The following is a 23300-nucleotide window of genomic DNA, read 5'->3' on the forward strand; positions in this document are numbered from 1 at the left end:
CATCCCGGGCGGTTCCGCGCTAAGAGTCCATCATGTCGATTTGGAGCCGCATATCTGACGCGCTGTCGGCGCTGGCCTCCGGCGAGGGTCTGGGCGCGGTGTTCGACAAACTGCGCACGCCGCCGGAACGCTCGGTGGCCTTCACCATCGCGGTCATTGCGCTTTCGGCCAAGATGGCCAAGGCCGACGGGCTGGTCACGCGCGACGAGGTGACCGCGTTTCGGGACGTGTTCCACGTGCCGCCGGAAGAGGAAGCCGCCGCCGCCCGAGTCTTCAACCTCGCGCGCGAGGACGTGGCCGGGTTTGAGGATTACGCCGCCCGGATCGCCCGGATGTTTGCCGACGATCCGGCGGTTCTGTCGGATTTGATGGAGGGGCTGTTCCACATCGCTTGCGCGGACGGGCAATACCACCCAAACGAAGATCAGTTTTTGGAGCGCGTGGCGGAGATTTTCAACATGGCGCCGCGCGATTTCACCTCACTACGTGCCCGCCATGTACCCGATGCCGCGCCTGACCCCTACGTGGTTCTGGGGGTGGACACGTCGATGCCACTCGGCGAAATTCGCGCGGTCTGGCGGCAACAGGTGCGCGAAACACATCCTGATCAAATGCTGGGCCGGGGCGTGCCCGAAGAGGCCATTCGCCTGGCGGAACGGCGGATGCAGGCGATCAACGAAGCTTGGGAAGAGATTTCCGCCCATCACGGGAGCTGAGCGCAATGCGGATCGCCACCTATAACGTGGAATGGTTCGCCAATCTCTTCGATGATGAGGGGCGCCTGCTGGAGGATGATGGCTGGTCTGGCCGCCAGGATGTGACCCGCAACGCCCAAATCGCCGCCCTGGGCTATGTGTTCCAAGTATTGGATGCCGATGCCGTGATGGTGGTGGAAGCACCTGACATCTCGCGCCACCGCAATGGCGCCAACGCATTGGAAGGGTTTGCCAAGCGGTTTGGCCTGCGCGCGCGCAAAGCGTTGGCGGGATTTTCCAATGAGACGCAGCAAGAGCTGATCTTACTCCACGACCCCGATGTGATCGGGGCGCGGCATGATCCGCTTGGGCCCGAGACGGGTAAGAAAGGCGGCCGCGATGCGCCGCGTTTCGACAGCACCTTTCGGATCGATCTGGATATCGACGCCACCGAAGACCTGGTGCGGTTTTCAAAACCGCCTTTGGAAGCCGCGCTGGAAACACCGCTTGGGCCGATCCGGCTGATCGGCGTCCATATCAAATCGAAAGCACCGCATGGGGCGCGGGATGATGACGAGTTGATGCGCATCGCGATTGCCAATCGGCGCAAGCAGTTGGCGCAGTGCATCTGGCTTCGTGCCCGGGTGGAACAGCATTTGGCGGCGAACGATCCGTTGATCGTGTTGGGCGATTTCAATGATGGCCCGGGCCTGGACGAATATGAGAAGAATTTTGGCCGCTCCGGGGTCGAGATCGTCTTGGGCAAAGATTTGCCCGCCGAGGCACAGCTTTATGATCCCCATGCCGCCGAGGCGCTGCAAAGCCGGATTGCGGCGCAGCCCACCACCGCGCGGTTCTATATCGACGACGAAAACCGCTATCTCTCAGCGCTTTTGGACTATGTCATGGTCAGCCCGGGCCTGCGGCCTCAGGCCAAGCGCTGGCGCATCTGGCATCCGTTCGATGACCCTGTTTGCTGGCACGATGACGCGCTTTGCCGAGCGCTGCTGACCGCGTCGGATCACTTCCCGGTGGTGCTGGAATTGGCCGAGGCCGCCGCGGTTTCCCCTTAAAACAGGGCTGCAAATCGCTTATATTGGCGGCATGAAACAGCTTGCCACAGCCCTGATCGCCCTGTCTTTGCTCAGCGCGCCAGCCGCCGCAGATGACACGCCCACGCCTGAAAGTGAGTTCAGCGAAGGTCTGGATCTGTTCGCCGAAGCGCGCGCGCCTGATCATGGAGGGGCTCCGCGAGGAGATGGAGCCGATGTTGGAGGAAATCCAACCGTTCCTAGAGGATGAGATGCTGCCGTTCATGCAAGGCATGGCGGACATGATGGATGACATCACCGCCTATCACCCGCCCGAACGGCTGCCCAATGGCGATATCATCATCCGTCGCCGGGATGACGCGCCGGACCTGCCCGAGATCGGCGAAGGCGGCGAGGTCGAACTCTAGGCTGGCCCCCGATGCGTCTACCGTTGCGGCATGGCGCGCGGGCTAGGTATGTGCTTTCTACACCATCCGGGGTTGAGACGCCGCACATCGTGGCTCATATCAAGGGAACCGTGATTTCACCCTTGAGGATGTTTGATGCAACTGCCCTTCCCCGCCCCGACCCGCGATGCCGCAACTGAAACCGGGGGCGCGCCGTTGGGCGATCTGCCGGAATGGGATTTGAGCGATCTTTATGCGGGCGAAGATGCGCCGGAACTGGCGCGTGACCTGGACTGGCTGGAAGGCGAATGCGCCGATTTCGCGGTGACTTATCAAGGGAAGCTGGCCGACCTGTCTGCGTCAGACATGCTGGACTGCGTGCTGCGCTATGAAAAGATCGATGTGATCGGCGGGCGGATCATGTCTTTCGCGGGTCTGCGCTATTACCAGCACACGACCGACCCCGAGCGGGCGAAATTCATGTCCGATTGTCAGGACAAGATCACGGCCATCACCACGCCGCTGGTGTTCTTCTCACTCGAGTTCAACCGGATCGAGGACGCGGCGCTTGAGGCACTTCTGGCGGAAAATGCCGATCTGGCCCGTTACAGACCGGTGTTTGACCGGATGCGGGCCATGAAACCGCATCAGCTTTCCGATGAGTTGGAACAGTTTTTGCATGATCAATCCACCGTTGGCGCCGCCGCCTGGAACAAGCTTTTTGACGAGACCATCGCCGGGCTGACATTCGAGATCGATGGCGAGCGTTTAGGGATCGAGGCGACACTGAACCTTCTAACCGAGCAAGATCGCAGCAAACGCGAGGCAGGTGCGCGGGCCTTAGCCGCGACCTTCCAAGGGCAGCTTGGGCTGTTCTCGCGTGTCCATAACACACTGGCGAAAGAGAAAGAGATCGAAGATCGCTGGCGCAAGCTGCCTACACCGCAAGCGGGCCGGCATTTGGCCAATCATGTGGAACCCGAGGTGGTCGAGGCGCTCCGAAACGCCGTGGTTGCCGCCTACCCCCGCCTGTCGCACCGGTATTATGCGTTGAAAGCCAAATGGTTGGGCCTCGATACGTTGGAGGTTTGGGATCGGAACGCGCCTTTGCCGATGGAAGATACCAAGCTGGTCGGTTGGGAGGAGGCGCGCGCCACAGTGACGGATGCATATGCCGCCTTTGATCCGCGCATGGCGGAGTTGGCGGAACCGTTTTTCACCGATGGCTGGATCGATGCAGGCGTGAAAGAGGGCAAAGCGCCGGGTGCGTTTGCGCATCCGACCGTGGTCGATGTGCATCCTTATGTGATGCTGAACTATCTCGGAAAACCCCGCGATGTCATGACCTTGGCGCATGAATTGGGGCATGGCGTGCATCAACGCCTGGCCGCCGGGCAAGGCGAGTTGCTTTCTTCGACCCCGCTAACTCTGGCCGAAACCGCCTCCGTCTTTGGCGAGATGCTCACCTTCCGCAAATTGCTCGACGCGGCGGAGACACCGGAGCAGAAGAAAGTGCTGCTCGCGGGCAAGGTGGAGGACATGATCAACACCGTGATCCGCCAGATCGCGTTTTACGATTTCGAATGCAAACTGCATGACGCCCGCCGCGAAGGGGAACTGACACCCGACGATATCAACGCGCTTTGGATGAGCGTGCAGGCCGAAAGCCTGGGCCCGGTGTTCAATTTCATGGAGGGGTATGAGAGCTTCTGGGCCTATATCCCGCATTTCGTGCATTCGCCATTTTACGTCTATGCTTATGCCTTCGGCGACGGGCTGGTGAACGCGCTTTACGCGGTCTATGCCGAGGGCGAAGAAGGCTTCGAAGAGAAGTATTTCGAGATGCTGGAAGCGGGCGGATCGAAGCACCACAAGGAGCTTCTGGCCCCCTTTGGGTTGGATGCCTCCGACCCGGCGTTCTGGGACAAGGGCCTCAGCATGATCGAGGGCTTCATCGACGAGTTGGAGGCGATGGAGGGGTGACCCATGCCCGATCAGCCCGCAAGACGCACGTTTAAGGGACGTTTGAAACGCGGGCTGGTTCGGGTCCGAACCCACGTCCCACCGGGCCTGCGCCTGCTGCTCGGCCTTATCCTGATCGTGGGCGGCGTGTTTGGGTTCTTACCTGTGTTGGGCTTCTGGATGATCCCACTTGGCATCGCCATCGCCGCGCTTGATATCCTCCCAATCTGGCGTTGGCTGCGTGGACAGCGCAGGCAGTAATGTCTGCGCGTTGTCGGCGCATCGGATGTCGTCGGCGCTGGATATGCGCCAAAGGCGGCGCATCAAACCTCTTTTGAGACCGGGGAGTTACCGGCGCCCTTCGCGCAGCCAAGCCCCCACCATCAGCGCCGCTGCAAGCAACAGGAACAGCCATGACGCGATAAGCGGCGTAACGGTCACATCTGTGGTCAAATAGGCCGCACGTGGGGTCAGGCCGATCCACCCTCGGCCCGCCGCATTCCGCCCTTCCGACACGCGGCGGAGGTCGGGCAAGCCATCTTCGAGGCGCAAAATGCCGCCCCGCATCGGATTGATCGCGGGCGCTAGGCGATCTCCGCTGGCGATGGTTTCCTCAAACTCGCGTGGCGCGGCAGGGCCTAGCGCGACCACGGCTTCCATATCGCCCTCGCGCAACCGATAAAGCCCCTGTTCGACGCCGTCATATGTCGCCACGAACTGCCCCGGTGCCGTCTCTTCCAACTCCAACACGATCTGGGATCCGTCTGGCGCGGTGACGGTGACGTCACCCACCTCTTCGGCCAAACTCTGCCGGGTGATCTGGATGCTTTGCCCATCGGCCAAGGCGCGCAGCGCCTCTTCCTCCAGGTCCGGTTCGCCCATCATCCAATGCGCCAGGCGGCGCAGCATCTCCAATTGCGGCCCGCCTCCCTCATAGCCGCGATCCCAGAGCCAGGCATGATCTGAGGCCAATAGCGCCACACGCCCCTCGCCAACCCGATCAAGCATCAGCAGGGGTGCATCTTCGGCCCCGGTCATCACGGTTTGCCCCGCCCGCTCGATCAGTTCGATCTGCCGGAACCAGCGCCCCCAGGGCACATCGCCCTCGTCCAGCGCACCCGGGGCTTGATCAAGCCCGGTGGTCACCGGATGCCGCGCGCCGAGGTCTGAGATTTGCGGCAGGAACGGTGCCTCGACCACGCGCGCCGTTGGTTGGCCTGGTAGAATCTCCGCAAGGGGGTGCGATAAAGCGAATCCGCGCTGGCGAAATCAGGACCGGTCGCCATCAAAAGCGCGCCGCCGTCCTCCACATATCGCCGCACATTGTCGAGATAGAGCATCGGCAGAATGCCGCGCCGTTGATAGCGGTCGAAAATGATCAGGTCGAACTCGTCAATCGCCTCCATGAACAGCTCCCGCGTCGGGAACGCGATGAGGCTCAGCTCGGTCACCGGCACGCCATCTTGCCGATCCGGTGGGCGCAGAATGGTGAAATGCACCAGATCGACAGCCGGGTCGGATTTCAGAAGGTTGCGCCAGGTGCGTTGCCCCGGATGCGGCTGCCCCGAGACCAGCAACACCCGGAGCCGGTCGCGCACGCCGTTAATCTGCACAACGGCGGCATTGTTCCGGTCTGTCAACTCGCCCGGCGCGTCGGGCACGATGAACTGGATCACATTCATCCCCGCATGCGGCAGGGTCAGCGGCAAGGTGATGTCTTCCCCGACGGGCACCTGGAAACTGAGCGGCGCATCGCCGTCGATGGAAATCAGCAGTTCAGACCGCCCGGCGACCCTTTCGGGCACCGCGCCTTGATCTTCGATCCGCAGGGCAGCGTCACCTCTTCGTCCAAGATCGCGAAGGCCGGGGCGTTCTGGACCAGCAAGCGCCGGTCCCAATCGCCGGCGCGACCGGTCAAAAGCGCGTGGATCGGTGCGGGCATGTCGGGCACAAGGCCCGCATCGTGTAACTGCCCATCGGTCAGCAAGATCGCCCCGGCGATCCGAGACCGCGGCAGATCGGCCATCAGCCCGGTCAGCGCTTGCATCAACAAGGTGCCGGAGTTGTCATCCCCATCGCCAACGCGGGTTTGACGCAGTTCCATGCCCAAGCTTGCGACCTCGGCCTCCAGCCCTGTGATCGCCTCGGCGATCTGTTCAGGGCGGTCAGAGAGGTTTTGGCTCGCGCTCTCGTCGATCACCAATAGGACGATATCACTGAGCGGCTCGCGTTCTTCGTTTTGCAGCGACGGGTTGGCCAGCGCCAGGAGCAGGGCCGCCGCCGCCAGGGCCCGGAATGGCCAGCCAGACAATCCGCGCCAAAGCGCCAAAGCGGTGATCAAAAGGGCAACGCCAGTCAGGCCCCAAATCAGGGGCCAAGGCAAAAGCGGGTCGAAGAGGAGATCACTGGCCATCGCGCTACTGCCCCAACCGATCAAGCAGAGCGGGCACATGCACCTGGTCGGATTTGTAATTCCCGCTCAACACATGCATCACCAGATTGACCCCAAACCGATGCGCGATCTCGCGTTGCCGTTCGCCCGTGAACCCGCGCCCGACAGGGAAAAGAGGGCGCCCACTCGCGTCCACCGCCCAGGCTGCCGCCCAATCATTGCCGCCAATCACCACCGGTGTGACCCCATCATTGAGGTTGCGAAACGGCATACCGTCGATCTGCTCCGCATCTGGCGGGGACGCCTCAACCCAAACATCACGGCTCAGGTGGCGGCCCGGGAAATCTTGCAGAAGATAGAAGGTGCGGGTCAGCACGTGATCCGAGGGGATCGGCTCTAACGGGGGTATGTCGAGCGGGGCCGCCAGTTGCCGAAGCCGCCGACCGGTCGGCGTGGCCGCGCCGAAGCCGCCCAAATCCGCATCGCGTGTGTCGAACACGATCATCCCGCCCGAGCGCAGATAGGTGTTGAGCCGAGCGTAAGCTTCCGCTGACGGCAGCGGCTGATCCGGCGAGATCGGCCAGTACAGCATCGGGAAGAACGCCAGTTCATCGGTTTCCAGATTCACGCCGATGGGCGGTGCGGGTTCGACCGACGTCCGCTGCCAAAGCGTGTTGGAAAGGCCCTGGAAGCCCGGCGCGGCTGACATCGTCCATCCGCGCGTTGCCGGTTTCTACATAGGCTAGGGTGATCTCCGAAGTGGCCAGCAGGGCCAGCTCGTCCTCGACGCTTTGCTGCGCCTCCGCCATCGGCGCGAGACCAAATGCCAAGGCCATAACAGCCGCGCCGCGCGCCAAGCCGGACAAACGGCCCGACAACCAAAGCGCCGCGAGCACATCCAGCATCAACAGCGCAAGCGCCGCCGTCAGAAACGCCGCCATCAGATCGGTTGGCGCAATGACGGAGAGGCCCTCAACCGGCACATCCCGGGGCCAGACCGCTGGCGCCAAGACCGTCTCTGGCCCAATTACGTTCCGCGCGACGCGCCGTTCCGATCCGGCATAGAGCCCCGGCAAAATCTCGGCAGAGAGCGGCGCTTCGGCAAGGTCGGCCCCTGACACACCTGGCCGCGCGCCTGCATCCCGCAACACGCCGAACCCGTCCAAGACTTGTTCCGGCACCCAAGTAACGCCCTCCAAATCGGCAGCCGCCGGATTCACAGGGCGGGTCGAGATCGCCAACCGCTCCAACATCTGCACGAAGAGGCCCGAGAGCGGCAGGCTCGACCATTCCGCATTGGCCGTCACATGGAACAGCACGACACCGCCCTGACCCAGAGTTGTGCGCGTCACGAGCGGTGTGCCATCGGCCAAGGCCGCGATCGTCCGCTCCGACAGCATCGGGTCCGGCTGCGCCAAAACTTGGCTGGTGACATTCACATCCTCAGGGATCAGCAGGCCATAAAACGGCGAGTCTTCGGCGAAGGGCCGAAGCGCTTTCGGCTCGCCCCAGCTCATCGCGCCGCCGACCGTGCGCCCGCCTTCGCGGAGGCGTACGGGCAAAAGTGGGTCCATCTCAGCCCGGGCAATGTCGGAAGCCGCCAAGCGCGGACCGGCGAAACGAACCAGCAAGCCACCGTCCTGCACCCATGCGGTCAGGCCCTCCTGCTCATCCGGGCTCAACTGCGCCACATCGGCCAGGATGATCACGTCGGGGCTGGCGAGAAGCAGATCGGAAAGCGCCCCTTCCAGCAAATCCGCCGTTGGTTCCAGGGCCTCGCGCAGGAAATGCAGCGGCGAGAGCAAGACCTGCCCCTCGCGCTCGGGCGCCCCGGAGATCAGGGCGATCTCACGGCGTTGCAAGCTGTCATCGGTCAATGACACGGCGCCAGCGCTCCGCGCGCCGGTCATTTCAAACCGGGTGATCCTGTTGCGCAACTCCGGCGGCAGGCTCAGCGCCAGTTCCGCCGCCATCTCCCCACCGTCGAAACGCAGGGTGTCGCGCGCCAATTCTCGCGGGGTGCCAGCCGGGTCCAAGCCGAAGGCGGCCACAGGCATGTCGCGCGGTTCTGTCGTGCCCAAGCGCATTGCTGGAATGACGATCAGCCCATCTTCGAACCGGGGCGGTGCCAGAGCCACCACGTCGCGCGCGCCTTGGAACACGCTGAGCGGGCCCAAATCCTGAAATGCATCAATCAGATCGCCGCGCCCCGCGCGGTCGACCCCATCGGAGATCCAAGCGACTTCTAGCGGGCCCTCCAAACCGTCGACCCAATCGACAGCCGCCGCCATGTCGGGCGCATAGGGGCGCGGCGCAAGGTTCGGCACCCGCTGCGCCCAGGCATTTGCGGCCTGCAGCGGCAACGCGCCGTCAGCGTGCTCCCCCAATCGCACCAGGGCGACGGGGCGACCCGCACGGCCCGCTTCGTCCAAAAGCAAGCTCACCCGGTCAAGCCGCGCTTGCCAGTCGCCCGCGCTGGCCCAGGATGCATCCATCGCGATCAGGAGCGGCCCTTCGCCGGGGCGATCCTCTTCGGGGTTCAAAACCGGCCCCGCGAAACCAATGATCGCGGCGGCCACCGCCAACATGCGCAACAGCAACAGCCACCACGGTGTTTTGTCCGACTGGCTGTCGTCATCTCTTAGCCCCAAAAGCAGGGCGACACCGGGGAAGCGCCGCCGGATCGGCGCGGGTGGCACAGCGCGGAGCAACCACCACAAGATCGGCAGCACGATCAGCGTGATCAGCAAGAGTGGTGTGGTGAAGGCCAGAGAGGACAGCATTACCGGGCCCGATCCAACATATTGTAGAGCCAGAGCAAAGTCGGCTCGCCGGATTTGTCGGTGTGGTGGCAGTGATAGCGCCAGCCGGTGCGCCGGGTGATCTCTTTCAGGCGGGCCTTCCGTTCGGCCAGCCGCTCCAAATAGGCGTCGCGGAGGCTTTTGGCTTTCAGCGTCTCAAACCGGATCGTCCCGGACATGCTTTCAAACAGCGTCCGCCCATCGAAGGAAAAAAGCTCTTCCTGCGGATCCAACACCTGCACCAAAGCGCCCTTTACACCCCGATCTGCGGCCTGGCCCAAGACGGTCTCAATCGCCGACGGATCACCCAAGAAGTCCGAGAAGAACACCGCCCGACTGCCCACGGGCAAAACGCGCGGCTTCGGCGCGCCATAGTCGCCCGGCTCATGACTGTCCATCAAAGCGGAGGCCATGCGGATCAACTGCGCCTCGCCCCCGCGTGGGGGATCGACCAGATGCGTCAGGCCCACCCGTTCACCGCCGCGCACCGCCAGGATGCTCAAGGCCATCGCCAAGGTCTGTGCCCGCCTCAGCTTCGACGGTCGAGATTTGTCGCCCGTGAAGGTCATCGAGGCGGCATCATCCACCCCAATCATCAGCGATTGCGCCGCCTGCCACTCGGTTTGCCGCACGAAATGGCCATCTGCCCGTGCCGAGCGGCGCCAATCGATGCTGCGATAGGCATCGCCAGCCTCGGCGGCGCGGTATTGCCAGAATTCGTCGCCCGTTCCGGCCCGTTTGCGACCATGTTCGCCCAAAAGGATCGTCGCCGCCAAATGCTGCGCCTCCACCAAAAGCGGCGGCAGGCTGCGCGCAACGGATTCCGATCTGGAGCGAAGCGTCTCGGGCGTATGAAGCGCGGTGTCGCTCAAGCGGCTGCCTCAACCCGGGTGACCCGCGCCGTCACCTCATCAATCACCTGGTCCAGCTCTGCCCCTTCGGCCCGCGCCGCGAAGCTGAGCGCCATCCGGTGGCCAAGCACCGGTTTGGCAAGCGCCGCGACATCCTCCGCCGAGGGCGCCAAGCGGCCATCCAGCAAGGCGCGCGCCCGCACGGTCAGCATCAGCGCCTGCGCCGCCCGTGGGCCCGGCCCCCAAGCCACAGTATCGCGCACAACTTGCGGCGCTTCCTCGGCCTCGGGCCGGCAGGCGCGGACCAGATCGAGGATCAACTCGACAACCGCCTCCCCCACCGGCATCTGACGAACAACCTGTTGCGCCGCCATCAACGCCTCGGGCGTGAAGACCTGTGTCGCTTGGGCCTCTTCCAGGCCCGTCGTGGCCAGAAGGATCCCGCGTTCGGTCTCGCGGTCGGGATAATCCACATCGATTTTCACCAAAAAGCGGTCAAGCTGCGCCTCGGGGAGCGGGTAGGTCCCTTCCTGCTCAATCGGGTTCTGCGTGGCGAGCACGTGGAATGGGCGTGGCAGGGGATGATGCACCCCGGCAATGGTCACTTCCATCTCCTGCATCGCTTGGAGCAGTGCCGATTGGGTCCGCGGCGACGCGCGGTTGATCTCATCGGCCATCAGCAACTGACAGAACACTGGCCCCTCGATGAAGCGAAACGACCGCGCCCCATCGGCGGCGGTTTCCAACACTTCGGAGCCCAGAATATCGGCGGGCATCAAATCGGGCGTGAACTGAATTCGGTTCGCAGAGAGCCCCATCACAGTCGAAAGCGTATCCACCAACAGCGTCTTTCCCAGCCCCGGCAACCCCATCAGAAGCGCATGCCCACCCGACAGCATCGCCGCCAAAGACAGGTCTACAACCTCGCGCTGCCCGATGATCGTTGTGGCGATGCTCTCTTTGGCCTCGGCCAGCTGAGCGCCGAGGTTTTCGATCTCCACCACAAGGTTTTCGGGATCAGACATGGCAATGCTCCACAAGGTGAATATGTTGTGTCTAAGTAAACCGAACTATTGCCCCGACCACAAACGGCAAAAGACATGTCTGGACAAAACATTGTGACCCCTGATGCCGAAAGCCTGATGGCGTCGGCGAAAGCTGCCCAAAAAGACGGCAAACTCCCGCCTGTGCATCTCTGGAACCCGCCATTCTGCGGCGATCTGGATATGGAGATCAAACGCGACGGGACCTGGTTCTACAATGGTACGCCGATTGGTCGCGCGCCGTTGGTCCGGCTTTTCTCGTCGATCTTGAAGCTGGAGGACGGCAAATACTTCCTGGTCACGCCGGTGGAGAAGGTCGGCATTCGGGTCGAAGACGCGCCCTTTGTCGCACAGGATTTCGAGGCGGCGGGGGATGGACCTGCGCAGGTGATCACCTTCACCACCCATGTGGGCGATACGGTGACCGCCGGGGCCGAAAACCCGATCCGCGTGATCCGTGACGCAAGCGGCGAGCCCTCGCCCTATGTTATGGTCCGCGCCGGCATGGAGGCGCTGATCGACCGCAAAAGCTTCTATCGGCTGGTCGATTTGGGCGTCGCGCATTGCCATGAGGACGTAAACTGGTTCGGCGTCTGGTCGGGCGGTATGTTCTTTCCAATTATCCCGGTGTCAGAGCTCAATATCTGACCCGAGGTGACAGGCTCCTGACAGAACGCTGTCAGGAGGGGTATGCGATAGAGGTTGGGCAAATTCCGAAACATGGAGCCCAAACATGCCTGTTCACCCCCAACATACCGTCTGCTGGTTTGAGATCCCGGTCAGCGACCTTGAGAAATCCATCGCCTTTTACGACGCTGTGCTCGATACCAACCTGACCATCGACAACAATGGTCCGAACCCTATGGCGATGTTCCCGACCTCAGACACCACCAATGGTATCTCTGGCCATCTCTACCCCGGCACACCTTCAGAGCATGGCTCGACGATTCATCTGGTCGCTCCCGATGATCTGGCCGCGACGCGCAAACGGGTTGAAGCGGCGGGCGGGAAGGTGGAAAGCCCTGACATTCCGCTGCCATCAGGGGCATTTTTCTATGCCCGCGATCTCGATGGGAACTCCATCGGCTTCTTCCAGTTCAACAGCTGAGAGGAACGCGCTGGCCCCCACCCCGGGGGCCGCGCTACCCTATTTCTCATGCGACGCGCTGACCGCCTGTTTCAAATCGTCCAGCTTCTGCGCTCCGGCAAGCTGACCACCGCACGGTATCTGGCCGAGGCGCTGGAGGTTTCCGAGCGCACGATCTATCGCGATATCGCCCATTTGATCGGCTCGGGCCTGCCCATAGATGGCGAGGCCGGTTTGGGTTATCTGATGCGGGCGGGCTATGACCTCCCGCCTTTGATGTTCACCACCGAAGAGATCGTGGCCTTGACCGCAGGTGCCCGGATGATCCGGGCCTGGGGTGGCGCCGCCATGGTGCGCGGGGCGGATCAAGCGCTCGACAAGATCACCAGTGTTCTGCCCGATGACGCCCGCGCCCGTGCCGAGGCCGTTGCGATCCACGCCATGCCGCGCGCGAATATGACCGAGGCCCTGCGCGAAACCATCGATCAGCTTGAGGCCGCTGTGACCAAACGCGAGCGGATCGCCATTGCCTATACCGATGAGGCGGGCAACAACACCGACCGGACCGTCCGCCCGGTCGGGCTTTGGTATTGGGGGCCGGTCTGGACCCTTGTCGCCTGGTGTGAGTTGCGCGCAGATTTCCGTATGTTCCGACTGGATCGGATCGGCACGGCCGAAAGCGCCGGGGCCTTCAACCCGGAACCGGGTCAAGGTTTGCAAGACTTCTACGCCCAACAATTGGCGCGCTACGGCTGCGATCCGCACTAGTCGGTTTGTGACTTGCCGCATCAGCGGGGATGTTTATTGTCACCGTCAATTACTATGCCCACCGTGCCGGAGGCCCGAATGATCCCTGCCCGCTTCGCCCATATTCTTTTTGGCCTGCTTTTGTCAGGTATGATGTCGTTTCTCGTCTCCGGTATCGCCACCTTTCGCGCCGCCGGATTGGCCGACGGATTTGTTGGGCTCTGGATGACGTCATGGTTGAATTCCTGGGCCGTGGCCTTCCCGGCGGTCCTGATCGTCGCCCCAATCACCCGCCGTTTGGTGGCGCGTCTGGTGCGCGCAGACACTTAATCTGAGATTTCTTTGAACCGCTTCGACTGGCTGCCCGACACATGATCGGACGTGGCACCGTTTGGCTGCCTATCGCGCATCTTTGCGCGACAGGATCACAGCCTTGCTGCGGTGACACGCTCCGGTTTTGAGCAGCAACGTCCTTTTAGCCACGGCCCCGCTTCGGCGGGGCCGTCTTTTCCCAACCGAGACCAAATCCCGGCCTTACCGCTCAGACCTGATCCAAATCAGCCATCCGCGCCAACATCCGGCGCAAAACAGCGACATCTTCCTCACTGAACGGCGCCGTCAAAGCCTCATCAAACCGCCGCGCCTCCTCATAAAGGGCGCGAAACACCCCGTCTCCACTCGCCGTCAGGTTCAGCAATTCCTGGCGACGGTCCGCATCGATCACGGACCGAGACAAATACCGCTTTTTCTCCAGCGCGGCGACCGCGCGGCTCACCTTGGTCTTGTGGATATGCGACCGGCGACAGATCTCTTTCGCGGTCATCGCGCCATATCGGCCCAAATGCAAAAGCACCCGCCATTCGGTGCGCAACATGCCATAGCGCTCTTTGTAATGCCGTTGAAATGCCAGGCTCGACCGCTCCGCCGCTTGGGTCAGCAGATAGGGCAGAAAATCGCGCAGATCGAAGTCATCATTTTTGACCATTTGCGCAGACTAGGCCTTGTTAGTTACAAAACCAACTAATATTCCAACCACGTGGGGGAGGGAGGCCCCCGCACCTCGCGCCCCTTGCTCGAAAGGCCGAAGCGCGTCACGATCCCCCCTTCCTTGTCCGATCGCCCGAGGGTGCCCCCCGACCGGCCCAAGCGAAAGCCGTTCCATGCCGCTAATGAAAAGCTGGGTGACCTCCGCCAATTCGGCCGAGAGCCCCTTTCCACTGAACAACCTGCCCTATGGTGTGTTTTCAACCGGCGATGAGCCGCCCCGGTGTGGTGTCGCAATTGGCGATATGATCCTCGACATGGCCGCCGCCGAAGACGTCGGGCTGGTCGACATGGGCGAGGCGGATGTCTTCTTCCTGCCGTTCTGGAATGATGTGATGGATCTGGGTCCGGAGGCTTGGGCAGCCCTCCGCGCGCGCCTGATCGCCATCCTCTCCGAGGGTGCGGCAGAGCAGGCCGAGGTGGAGCCGCTTTTGGTGCCGATGGCCGAGGCTACGCTGCACCTGCCCATCGCGGTTTCCGAATACACCGATTTCTACGCCGGTCGACACCATGCCACCAATGTCGGCACCATGTTCCGGGGGCCGAGAACGCCCTGCCGCCGAACTGGCTGCACATCCCCATCGGCTATAACGGTCGCGCCAGCACGGTCGTGGTCAGCGGCACGGATATTGTCCGGCCCAATGGCCAGACGAAAGCCCCCGATGCCGATGCGCCGAGTTTCGGCCCCTGCAAACGGCTCGATATCGAGCTGGAAATGGGAGCGATTGTCGGAGGTATGACCGCGATGGGCGACACGCTCAGCGTTGCCGAAGCCGATGAAATGATCTTCGGCTATGTGCTGTTGAATGACTGGTCCGCGCGCGACATCCAAGCCTGGGAATACCAACCGCTTGGGCCGTTCCAGGCCAAAGCCTTCGCGACCTCAATCAGCCCCTGGATCGTGACCACCGCCGCGCTGGACCCGTTCCGCGCGCCCACCCCGCCGCGCGAGGTGCCACTTCTGCCACATCTCGAAGAACCCGGCCCGATGCTTTTCGACATCTCGCTTAGCGTGGGGTTGCAGCCGGCCGGCAGCAGCACAGAAACCGTGATCTGCCGCACCAATTACAACGAGATGTATTACTCCGCCGCGCAGCAATTGGCGCATCACGCCTCCTCCGGCTGCGCCATGACCACCGGCGATCTCTTGGGCTCCGGCACGATTTCGGGGCCGGAGCGGGACAATCGTGGCTCGCTGCTGGAGATCAGTTGGGGCGGCAAAGATCCGATCCAATTGCCCGGCGACATCACGCGCAGCTTCCTGGAAGACGGCGACACCGTCACGCTCTATGGCGCGGCCCTGGGGGACGGTTACAAGATCGGCTTTGGCAGTTGCACCGGCACCATCCTGCCCGCACGGTCGCTTTAGACCTCCACGGATGCGGTCGGCACAGACATATCCCGGCTCAAAGCCCGCTTTGCCAGTCGCGCACCGCCTCGATCGGGGCCAAGAGCATCAGCACGTTCAACGCCAAACCATCGCGGATCAGAAAGATCGTCAGCGCCTCAAAGCCGATGATGATCGCCACGCTGGCCCAAATCGGCAGCTTCCGGGCCAGCCAGAAGCCAATAAGCATCGCGGCCAGATCGGCCATCGAATTGACGACGCTGTCGCCGTAGTAGTCCAGCGAGATCGTCACGGCGCGGTAATGCTCGATCACCGCATCCGTATTCTCGGATATCTCCCAAGCCACCTCGATCAGCGTCGCGATCACCAACCGCCAACCGACCGACAGCTTGCGCGCCACGACCCACAGCGCCCCGTAAAACAAGATGCCGTGGATCAAATGGCTGGGCGAATACCAGTCAAAAAGATGCTGCGAGCTTTCCGAGCTGAAGGTCTGCCCGTGCCAGATTTTGATGTAGCCGCATGCGCAATACGGCACGCGACCCATTTGCAGCAAGATGATGGCACAAGCCGCGATCACCGCTGCGGTGACCCAATAGGGCACCATATTTCGACGCAATATCATCCCCCTACCCGATCACACGCCGGATCAGGCGTCTAGCAAGGAAATCCTTACCATGGCCAAAGCTTTTGCCTCCCAAGGCGACATGACGGAAAAGACCATCTCCTTCACCGAAATTGGTGACGGGCTTTGGGCCTTTACCGCCGAGGGGGACCCGAACTCTGGCGTCATCATCGGCGACGACAGCGTCATGATCGTCGAGGCGCAAGCGACCCCGCGCCTGGCGGCAAAAGTGATCGAAAAGGTGCGGGAGGTGACGGACAAACCGATCTCGCATCTGGTGCTGACCCATTATCACGCGGTTCGCGTCCTTGGCGCCTCAGCCTATGACGCCGATCAGATCATTATGGGCGAAGCGGCCCGCGCAATGGTTGTCGAACGCGGTCAAGAGGATTGGGATAGCGAGTTCCAACGCTTCCCGCGTCTTTTCGAAGGGCATGAAAGCATCCCTGGCCTCACCTATCCGACGACAACCTTTAGCGAGGATATGAGTGTTTATCTCGGCAACCGCCGGGTCGATCTGATGCATCTGGGCCGGGCGCATACAGCGGGGGATATTGTGATCCATGTGCCGGACCAAAACGTGATGTTCACCGGGGATATCGTGGAAGACCACTCCGCCTGCTATTGCGGTGACGGGCATTTCCGGGAATGGGGTCCGACGCTCGATAATATCGCCAGCTTCGATGTGGACGCGATTGCGCCGGGCCGGGGCGATGCGCTGGTTGGTAAAGACGCCGTCGAGCGCGCCATCGAAAGCACCCGCGATTTCGTGGCCAGCACCTATGCGCCCGCCGCGAAGGTTGCCGCCCGCGGCGGCAGTCTGAAAGAAGCTTGGGATGCGGTCCGCGCCGCCTGTGACCCGAAATTCGCCGATTACGCGATTTATGAGCATTGCCTGCCGTTCAACGTCGCTCGCGCCTATGACGAGGCGCGCGGCATCGACACGCCACGCATCTGGACGGCACAGCGCGACATAGAAATGTGGGAGGCGTTACAAGGATGAGTATGGAGCCGTTCATTCGCCAAGCTCAGAACAACGCCTGGGCCAATGCGACGCTCTATGCGGCGGTGACGGCGATGCCTGCGGACGCCTACACCGCCGCGTACCCGAGCTTCTTCGGCTCGATCCCGAGGACGTTGAACCACATCTATGAGGTCGATCTCTTCTATATCGACGCGCTGACGAATGGCGGGATAGGCCGCGCGGTTTTCGATCGCGACGATATCATGGACCCTGCGGAGCTTGCCGCGGCTCAGGCCAAATCAGACGCGCTGCTCATCCACCATTGCGAAGGCCTCGACGAGGCGCGCCTGCATGACGACGTAACCGTCGAGCGCATGAACGGCCCAACATTCGAGCGCCGCGACCATCTGCTCCTGCATCTCTTCCAGCACCAGGTTCACCATCGCGGCCAGGTCCATAGCCTGCTCAGCCAGGCCGGGATCGATCCGCCGCAGCTGGATGATTTCTTTCTGGAGTTCGGCCGGGTCGAGACCGCGACACCCTATTGGGAGGGTCAATGATGAATATGGAACCCCGCTATCGCCTCGCCTTCGAGCTTTATCCTTACGAGAAACACGCGGACCAGGATGCAAGCGTGCCCGTTCGCCATCCGATTGTCATCGTCGGCGCGGGTCCAATCGGGGTCGCCACGGCGCTTGATCTCGGCCAACGCGGGCAGCCCGTGCTGGTGCTCGACGATCATGAGGGCATCGGCGAGGGGTCCCGCGCCATCTGTTTTTCGCAGCGTTGTCTAGAGATTGCCGACCGGCTCGGCTGTGGCGAGGCGATGGTGGAGAAAGGCGTCGTCTGGAACCTCGGCAAAGTGTTCCACGGCGCGGACCGGGTTTTCGAATTCAATCTCCAGCCGGAAGACGGCCACAAAAACCCGGCCTTCATCAACCTGCAACAACCCTATTTCGAACGTTTCCTGGTCGATCATGTCCGCGCCGAGCAAGCCAAAGGCACGCCGATTGAGATCAGAGGCCGGAACCGGGTGACGGCGCTGGAGGAGAAGGACGACCACATCCTGCTCTCCATCGAAACGCCTGACGGTCCCTACCAAATCGAGACCGATTGGCTGATCGCTTGCGACGGTGCGCGGTCACCGCTCCGCGATATGATGGGGTTGGGGTTTGAGGGGCGGGTGTTTGAGGACAATTTCCTCATCGCCGATGTGAAAATGACCGCCGATTTTCCGACCGAACGCTGGTTCTGGTTTGAGCCGCCGTTCAAAGACTCCGGCCAATCCGCCCTGCTCCACAAACAGCCCGATGATGTCTGGCGGATCGACTTCCAACTGGGCTGGGATATCGATCGCGAGAAAGAGTTGGATGAGGCCAATATCCGCGCCCGGGTCGATGCGATGTTGGGGCCGGATGCAGAGTATGAGTTGGAATGGACCTCAATCTACACCTTCCAATGCCGCCGGATGGAGGCGTTTCGTCATGGCCGGGTGATGTTCGCCGGCGACGCCGCGCATCAGGTCTCGCCCTTCGGGGCGCGTGGGGCCAATTCTGGCATGCAGGACGCCGAAAACCTCGCTTGGAAGCTCGATCTGGTGATCCGTGGCCTCGCGCCCGACAGTCTGCTGGAGACTTATTCCGAAGAACGGGTCTATGGCGCGGATGAAAACATCCTGAACTCCACCCGCGCGACCGATTTTATCACGCCCAAGACCGAGATCAGCACGCTGTTCCGCAATGCAGTCCTGCATCTCGCCCATGACCATCCCTTCGCACGCCCGTTGGTCAATTCCGGGCGGCTTTCGGTGCCCTGCACCTATGATGGCCTCTCGCTCACCGGCGACGACACACTGCCGGGTGGCCCCGGGCGCACCCGCCCCGGCGCGCCTTGCGTGGACGCGCCGTTGGGCAATCAATTCCTGCTCAACACGCTTGGGCAAGGGTTCACCCTTCTCACGATAGACGCTGAGGCCCCGGATGACCTTACCGAGGTGCAGATCTCGATCACCCGCCTCGCCCTCTGCGCAGAAGACGACGCAACTGGCGCCCTCGCAGAACGTTATCTGGGCGACACGCAAAGCGCGGTCTATCTGATCCGCCCCGATCATCACGTCGTGGCGCGTTGGGCCGCGTTCGATGAGGGTGCAACCCGCACCGCCCTTCGCCGCGCGATTGGACAGGAGTGAGCCTATGAGCTTGAACACCGCCGCCAACATCCCGGATCAAGACGGGTTCTATCAGGAGCTTTTGAGCGCCCATGACGGGCTCAGCAAAGCGGAAAGCGATGCGCTGAACGCCCGGCTGATCTTGATCCTCTGCAACCATATCGGGGATCGCGCCGTGATCTCGGCCGCACTTGACGCCGCCAAATGAGCGAGACCATCCTCTACGATTATCCCAATTCTTCGGCCAGCTACCGGGTGCGGATCGCGCTAAACCTCGCGGGCACCCCCTACCGCGCGGTTCAGGTCAATCTTCTAGAAAAAGATCATAAGGCGACTGACCATCTGGCGCGAAACCCGCAAGGCCTGGTTCCCGTGCTTGAGATCGATGGGCAGAGCTTCACCCAGTCCCTCGCCATCATCGACTATCTCGACACAACGCGCAAGCTGGGGTTTCTGCCGAACGATCCAGTGCTACGGGCCAAGGTCCGAGCCCTCGCCTATGTCATCGCGGTCGATTTGCACCCGGTCTGCAACCTCTCCGTCGTGACCCATGCCACGGGCGGCGAAGAGCCTGCGCGCACCAACTGGATGCAGCATTTCATCCGACCAGGGCTGCGCGCTTTCGAAACTCTCCTGGCGGAGTTTGAACAAACGCCGTTCGCGATCGGCGATCATCCGAGCTTGCCCGATCTTTGCCTGATCCCGCAGCTTTACAACGCCAATCGGTGGGGCGCGGATTACAGCGATTGCACGCGCATCAAAAGCATTGAGGCCGCTTGCGCGACACACCCCGCGTTTGCCGCCGCGACGCCCGAAGCGGTCACCGCCAGCTAACACTCAACCGTCGCTTGCCGCCGATCGCACCAATAGGCCCGGAGGAGGTTGTGCGGATCAACGCAACCTGGATGCATGTCCTCGGAAACGTTGGCGCGCAGTTTCGCAATGACATTGCCTTGGAGGACTGGCGCAAAGCAGGTGCGAAGGCGAGATGTTCTAAACCAGGATTCCTGGGATGCCGAGGTGTTTGGCCTCGGTACTGAGGCCTTCAATCCCTGCGGCAAAACCAACACGGCAGCGACCGACAAGAGCCATCAACACAATCTCGAAGGCACCGCTCAACTAAGCGCAATGAGCCAGGCGCAGAAACATCTGGATATCGCCCAAATGCGCGTTGGCAACGGGCCTGCGCTGGTCCGAACATCGCGCCGGGACAGAGCTCTAGCCGCCGGGGGCTTTACGCAGCGAAAGCCTGTCTGCATACTCTTTGGGGCCAAACACCGGCAAAGATCGGTTGGCCCAAAGGGAGGACCCCGATGCTCCGGGAGACACCATTCGATCAATGGTATGAAGATTTGCACGCGATTTGCGGCGCCTATGACGGTGTCCCGCAACGCGGACAACGGGCCGTCAAAGGCCAGATCGGGGTACATGGATTCGACCACCTGGATGTGGCCGATGTCTGGGGTAATGTCGCCAAGATTGAGCGGGATCGTGCGGGCATTCGGCGTGACGAGAACGAATATATCTTCTTTGTGATCGAGATGACCGGCACGCTGGCCGTCGATCACAATGAGAGCCAATCGCGCCTGACGCCTGGCGATTGCCTGCTGCTGGACAGCACCAAAGAGGGCGTCTTGCACATGGCCGAAGACAGCAGCCGCTTGATGTCCGTCCACTTGCCGCGCCAAAGCTTTCTGAGCGAGCGCCGCCCGGGTGTGCGGATCGGAGAACGGCTGGACGCGGGCAATCCGGTCAACGCGATGCTGACCAAACATTTCTTCCGCTTCTTTAATGAAAACGGCGCGGGCGACCGGCAGGGCAACGCCACACTGCTCTTCGATATGATCCACTTGGCCTTCTCGCGCCCCGAAGACGGGCTGGCGGGGATCGAGCTGAGCAATGCCGCCGATCGCTATGAACTGGCGCTGGATTTGATCGACACCCATCTGACCGCCGATTACCTCTCCCTACCTTGGCTCGCGGCGCAACTTGGTCAGTCCGAGCGTCAAATCCAGCGTCTGTTCCAGGCCCAAGGCACCAGTTTTATCGATCTGGTCCGATCCAAGCGTTATCGCTTTGTCACCGAGCATCTGAACCATTTGCCCCATGTGCATGGCCGGATCTCCGACATCGCCTATCGCGCCGGGTTTCAGGACCTGTCGAATTTCAACCGTGGCTTTCGCGCCCGCTTTGGCATGAGCCCGCGCGACTACCACCGCCGCCGCCATGAGGCGCCGCCGCATATGGCGTAAAATGCCGAGACTCCGGATTTTCCGCGCGGCACGATAGGTGCCCAAGCGGAGGTCTGTCTCGCACATGCTCGCGATCACCAGACCTAAGGGAGGACAGAATGACAGAAGGCATCGCGCCTGCTGAAAAGGCGGCTTTGGGCATCACGCCCCAGGGGGTCGCTCATGTGGCCGGGCCCACGGACGAACCGTTGATCGAGTTGACCATCCCGGCGCTTCTGGCCGACGCCGTGGCGCGCTTTAGCACGCAAGAGGCGGTCGTGTTCCGCGCCCAGGGCATCCGCTGGACCTGGGCGGAGTTCGCGGCCCGGGTCGACGCGCTGGCTGGCGGGCTGATGCGGTTGGGCCTGGCGAAAGGCGACCGTTGCGGTGTCTGGGCCCCCAACCGCTATGAATGGTTATTGGCGCAATTCGCGACCGCCCGGATCGGGGTGATCTTGGTGAATATCAACCCGGCCTATCGCCTGCACGAACTGGAATTCGCGCTGGCGAAAACCGGCTGCGCTGCGCTGATCCTGCCTGAGCGGTTTAAGTCGTCGGAATACCTCGCCATGCTGCGCGTCGTCGCGCCAGAGCTGAACGAAGACGCACCCGGTGACCTACACTCCGCCAGCTTGCCCGACCTCCGGCACGTGATTGTCATGGGCGACGCGCTGCATCCGGGATGCTTCAGCTTTCCTGAGATCGAAGCGAAAGGCGCAGACGTCCCCACGGCCGATCTCGACGCTATCACGGCGACGCTCGACCGCCATGACCCGGTGAATGTTCAGTTCACCTCTGGCACGACCGGCATGCCGAAAGGCGCGACGCTGACACATCGCAACATCGTCAACAACGCCCATTTCGTAACCGCCGCAATGAAGTTCTCAGAGGTGGACCGGCTCTGTATTCCGGTCCCGTTCTACCACTGTTTCGGCATGGTGATGGGCACGCTTGGCTGTGTCACCAAAGGCGCGGCCATGATCGTCCCCGGCGAGGGGTTCGACCCGATCAACACCCTCGAAACCGTCGCGGAAGAGCGCTGCACCGCACTTTATGCCGTGCCGACGATGTTTGTGGGGATGTTAGAACATGACCGCTTTGGGGAGTTCGACCTCTCTAGCCTGCGCACCGGTATCATGGCCGGTGCGCCCTGCCCCATCGAGGTGATGAAACAGGTCCAACGCGACATGCATATGTCTGAGGTCACCATCGCTTATGGTATGACCGAGACCTCGCCCGTCTCCTTCCAATCCGACACCGACACACCGCTCGACAAACGGGTCGGCTCAGTCGGGCGAATTCAGCCACATCTGGAGGTGAAGATCGCGCGTGAAGATGGCTCCATCGCCGATGTGGCGGAGCAAGGCGAGTTGATGACCCGCGGCTATTCCGTGATGCAGGGCTATTGGGATGAGCCGAAACGCACAGCCGAGGCCATTGATGCCGAAGGCTGGATGCATACTGGCGATCTCGCCACAATTGACGCCGAGGGGTACTGCAACATCACTGGACGGGTGAAAGACATGATCGTGCGCGGCGGTGAGAACGTCTATCCGCGCGAGATTGAGGAATTCCTCTATACCCATCCCGATGTCAGCCAAGTTCAGGTTTTTGGCGTTCCCGACCACAAATACGGCGAGATCGTCGCCGCCTGGATCGTGCCTAAACCCGGTGCCACACCGACCGAAGACGCCATCCGACAGTTTTGCCGCGATCAGATCGCGCATTTCAAAGTGCCCGCCCTGGTGCGTTTCAAATCCGAACTGCCGATGACCGTGACCGGCAAACCGCAGAAATTCGTCATGCGAGACGCCATGGTCGAGGAACTGGGCATCGACATCGAAAAGACCGCGTGAAGCGGCGACACAAACGAAGGGACTGACGGCACAGAAGATCAAGAAGGAC

General features: G+C 62.0%; 21 protein-coding genes and 3 pseudogenes. 18 read left to right on the forward strand and 6 right to left on the reverse strand.

Annotation, left to right across the window (positions count from 1 at the left end; genetic code table 11):
* Window positions 1–32 precede the first annotated feature (32 nt).
* The 5 genes from QTA57_RS02530 (at window position 33) to QTA57_RS02550 (ending at window position 4356) form a co-directional block, all read left to right on the forward strand.
* Window positions 33–716: a molecular chaperone DjiA gene (locus QTA57_RS02530; protein ID WP_290153406.1), complete on the forward strand. Its 684-nt coding sequence runs from the start codon at window positions 33–35 to the stop codon at window positions 714–716.
* 5 nt (window positions 717–721) lie between these two features.
* Complete coding sequence (locus tag QTA57_RS02535) at window positions 722–1768, forward strand: endonuclease/exonuclease/phosphatase family protein (protein WP_290153407.1); 1047 nt, start codon at window positions 722–724, stop codon at window positions 1766–1768.
* Window positions 1769–1860: 92 nt separating this feature from the next.
* A complete protein-coding gene (locus QTA57_RS02540; protein WP_290153408.1) occupies window positions 1861–2154 on the forward strand; it encodes a hypothetical protein in 294 nt (97 codons plus the stop codon).
* A 135-nt stretch (window positions 2155–2289) separates the two neighbouring features.
* Window positions 2290–4116 carry a M3 family oligoendopeptidase gene (locus tag QTA57_RS02545; RefSeq protein WP_290153409.1) on the forward strand — a complete coding sequence of 609 codons (1827 nt, stop codon included), beginning with the start codon at window positions 2290–2292 and terminating at the stop codon, window positions 4114–4116.
* A 3-nt stretch (window positions 4117–4119) separates the two neighbouring features.
* Window positions 4120–4356 (forward strand): hypothetical protein, encoded by a 237-nt coding sequence (locus QTA57_RS02550; RefSeq protein ID WP_290153410.1) that lies wholly within the window; start codon window positions 4120–4122, stop codon window positions 4354–4356.
* 87 nt (window positions 4357–4443) lie between these two features.
* Here the strand turns inward: QTA57_RS02550 and QTA57_RS02555 are convergent.
* The 4 genes and pseudogenes from QTA57_RS02555 to QTA57_RS02570 all read right to left on the reverse strand — a co-directional run bounded on the left by QTA57_RS02555 (window position 4444) and on the right by QTA57_RS02570 (window position 11164).
* Window positions 4444–6508 (reverse strand): annotated as a pseudogene (locus tag QTA57_RS02555) (hypothetical protein).
* Between the two features lie 4 nt (window positions 6509–6512).
* A pseudogene (locus tag QTA57_RS02560) lies at window positions 6513–9270 on the reverse strand (DUF4159 domain-containing protein).
* Window positions 9270–10160, reverse strand: a complete 891-nt coding sequence (locus tag QTA57_RS02565; protein WP_290153411.1) for a DUF58 domain-containing protein — start codon at window positions 10158–10160, stop codon at window positions 9270–9272. Before QTA57_RS02565 ends, QTA57_RS02560 begins: the two are co-directional and overlap by 1 nt.
* Window positions 10157–11164, reverse strand: coding sequence for an AAA family ATPase (locus QTA57_RS02570; RefSeq protein ID WP_290153412.1), 1008 nt, complete (start codon window positions 11162–11164; stop codon window positions 10157–10159). The genes QTA57_RS02565 and QTA57_RS02570 overlap by 4 nt, the downstream gene beginning before the upstream one ends.
* 75 nt (window positions 11165–11239) lie before the next feature.
* Here QTA57_RS02570 and QTA57_RS02575 point away from each other — a divergent pair, with 75 nt between their 5' ends.
* The 4 genes from QTA57_RS02575 to QTA57_RS02590 all read left to right on the forward strand — a co-directional run bounded on the left by QTA57_RS02575 (window position 11240) and on the right by QTA57_RS02590 (window position 13346).
* A complete protein-coding gene (locus QTA57_RS02575) occupies window positions 11240–11830 on the forward strand; it encodes a DUF1285 domain-containing protein (RefSeq protein ID WP_290153413.1) in 591 nt (196 codons plus the stop codon).
* Window positions 11831–11915: 85 nt separating this feature from the next.
* Window positions 11916–12290, forward strand: a complete 375-nt coding sequence (locus QTA57_RS02580) for a VOC family protein (protein WP_290153414.1) — start codon at window positions 11916–11918, stop codon at window positions 12288–12290.
* Window positions 12291–12338: 48 nt separating this feature from the next.
* Window positions 12339–13037 carry a helix-turn-helix transcriptional regulator gene (locus QTA57_RS02585; protein ID WP_290153415.1) on the forward strand — a complete coding sequence of 233 codons (699 nt, stop codon included), beginning with the start codon at window positions 12339–12341 and terminating at the stop codon, window positions 13035–13037.
* A gap of 78 nt (window positions 13038–13115) precedes the next feature.
* Window positions 13116–13346: a DUF2798 domain-containing protein gene (locus QTA57_RS02590; RefSeq protein WP_290153416.1), complete on the forward strand. Its 231-nt coding sequence runs from the start codon at window positions 13116–13118 to the stop codon at window positions 13344–13346.
* Between the two features lie 211 nt (window positions 13347–13557).
* Here QTA57_RS02590 and QTA57_RS02595 read toward each other — a convergent pair whose 3' ends face one another.
* Window positions 13558–14001 (reverse strand): MarR family winged helix-turn-helix transcriptional regulator, encoded by a 444-nt coding sequence (locus QTA57_RS02595; protein WP_290153417.1) that lies wholly within the window; start codon window positions 13999–14001, stop codon window positions 13558–13560.
* Between the two features lie 175 nt (window positions 14002–14176).
* Here QTA57_RS02595 and fahA point away from each other — a divergent pair.
* Window positions 14177–15429: pseudogene (fahA, locus tag QTA57_RS02600) on the forward strand (fumarylacetoacetase).
* 37 nt (window positions 15430–15466) lie between these two features.
* Here the strand turns inward: fahA and QTA57_RS02605 are convergent.
* On the reverse strand, window positions 15467–16033 hold the full coding sequence (locus tag QTA57_RS02605; RefSeq protein ID WP_145212465.1) for a DUF2585 domain-containing protein: 567 nt from the start codon (window positions 16031–16033) through the stop codon (window positions 15467–15469).
* 52 nt (window positions 16034–16085) lie between these two features.
* Between QTA57_RS02605 and QTA57_RS02610 the strand changes: the two genes are divergently transcribed.
* The 8 genes from QTA57_RS02610 (at window position 16086) to QTA57_RS02645 (ending at window position 23251) form a co-directional block, all read left to right on the forward strand.
* Window positions 16086–17036, forward strand: coding sequence for an MBL fold metallo-hydrolase (locus tag QTA57_RS02610; RefSeq protein ID WP_290153418.1), 951 nt, complete (start codon window positions 16086–16088; stop codon window positions 17034–17036).
* On the forward strand, window positions 17033–17557 hold the full coding sequence (locus tag QTA57_RS02615; protein WP_290153419.1) for a DinB family protein: 525 nt from the start codon (window positions 17033–17035) through the stop codon (window positions 17555–17557). Before QTA57_RS02610 ends, QTA57_RS02615 begins: the two co-directional genes overlap by 4 nt.
* A complete protein-coding gene (locus tag QTA57_RS02620) occupies window positions 17557–19185 on the forward strand; it encodes an FAD-dependent oxidoreductase (protein ID WP_290153420.1) in 1629 nt (542 codons plus the stop codon). The genes QTA57_RS02615 and QTA57_RS02620 overlap by 1 nt, the downstream gene beginning before the upstream one ends.
* Window positions 19186–19189: 4 nt before the next feature.
* Window positions 19190–19372, forward strand: a complete 183-nt coding sequence (locus tag QTA57_RS02625; RefSeq protein ID WP_290153421.1) for a DUF2783 domain-containing protein — start codon at window positions 19190–19192, stop codon at window positions 19370–19372.
* Entirely contained in the window at window positions 19369–19998 is a 630-nt protein-coding gene (gene maiA / locus QTA57_RS02630; RefSeq protein ID WP_290153423.1) for a maleylacetoacetate isomerase, read from the forward strand. The genes QTA57_RS02625 and maiA overlap by 4 nt, the downstream gene beginning before the upstream one ends.
* A 14-nt stretch (window positions 19999–20012) precedes the next feature.
* Window positions 20013–20204, forward strand: a complete 192-nt coding sequence (locus tag QTA57_RS02635) for a trimethylamine methyltransferase family protein (protein ID WP_290153424.1) — start codon at window positions 20013–20015, stop codon at window positions 20202–20204.
* A gap of 273 nt (window positions 20205–20477) precedes the next feature.
* The gene (locus tag QTA57_RS02640) at window positions 20478–21416 is read left to right on the forward strand and encodes a helix-turn-helix domain-containing protein (protein WP_290153427.1); all 939 of its coding nucleotides are present in this window, start codon (window positions 20478–20480) and stop codon (window positions 21414–21416) included.
* Window positions 21417–21514: 98 nt separating this feature from the next.
* The gene (locus tag QTA57_RS02645; protein ID WP_290153428.1) at window positions 21515–23251 is read left to right on the forward strand and encodes an AMP-binding protein; all 1737 of its coding nucleotides are present in this window, start codon (window positions 21515–21517) and stop codon (window positions 23249–23251) included.
* Window positions 23252–23300: the final 49 nt, after the last annotated feature.

It is taken from the genome of Fontisubflavum oceani (assembly GCF_030407165.1).
Lineage (GTDB): Bacteria > Pseudomonadota > Alphaproteobacteria > Rhodobacterales > Rhodobacteraceae > Rhodophyticola > Rhodophyticola oceani.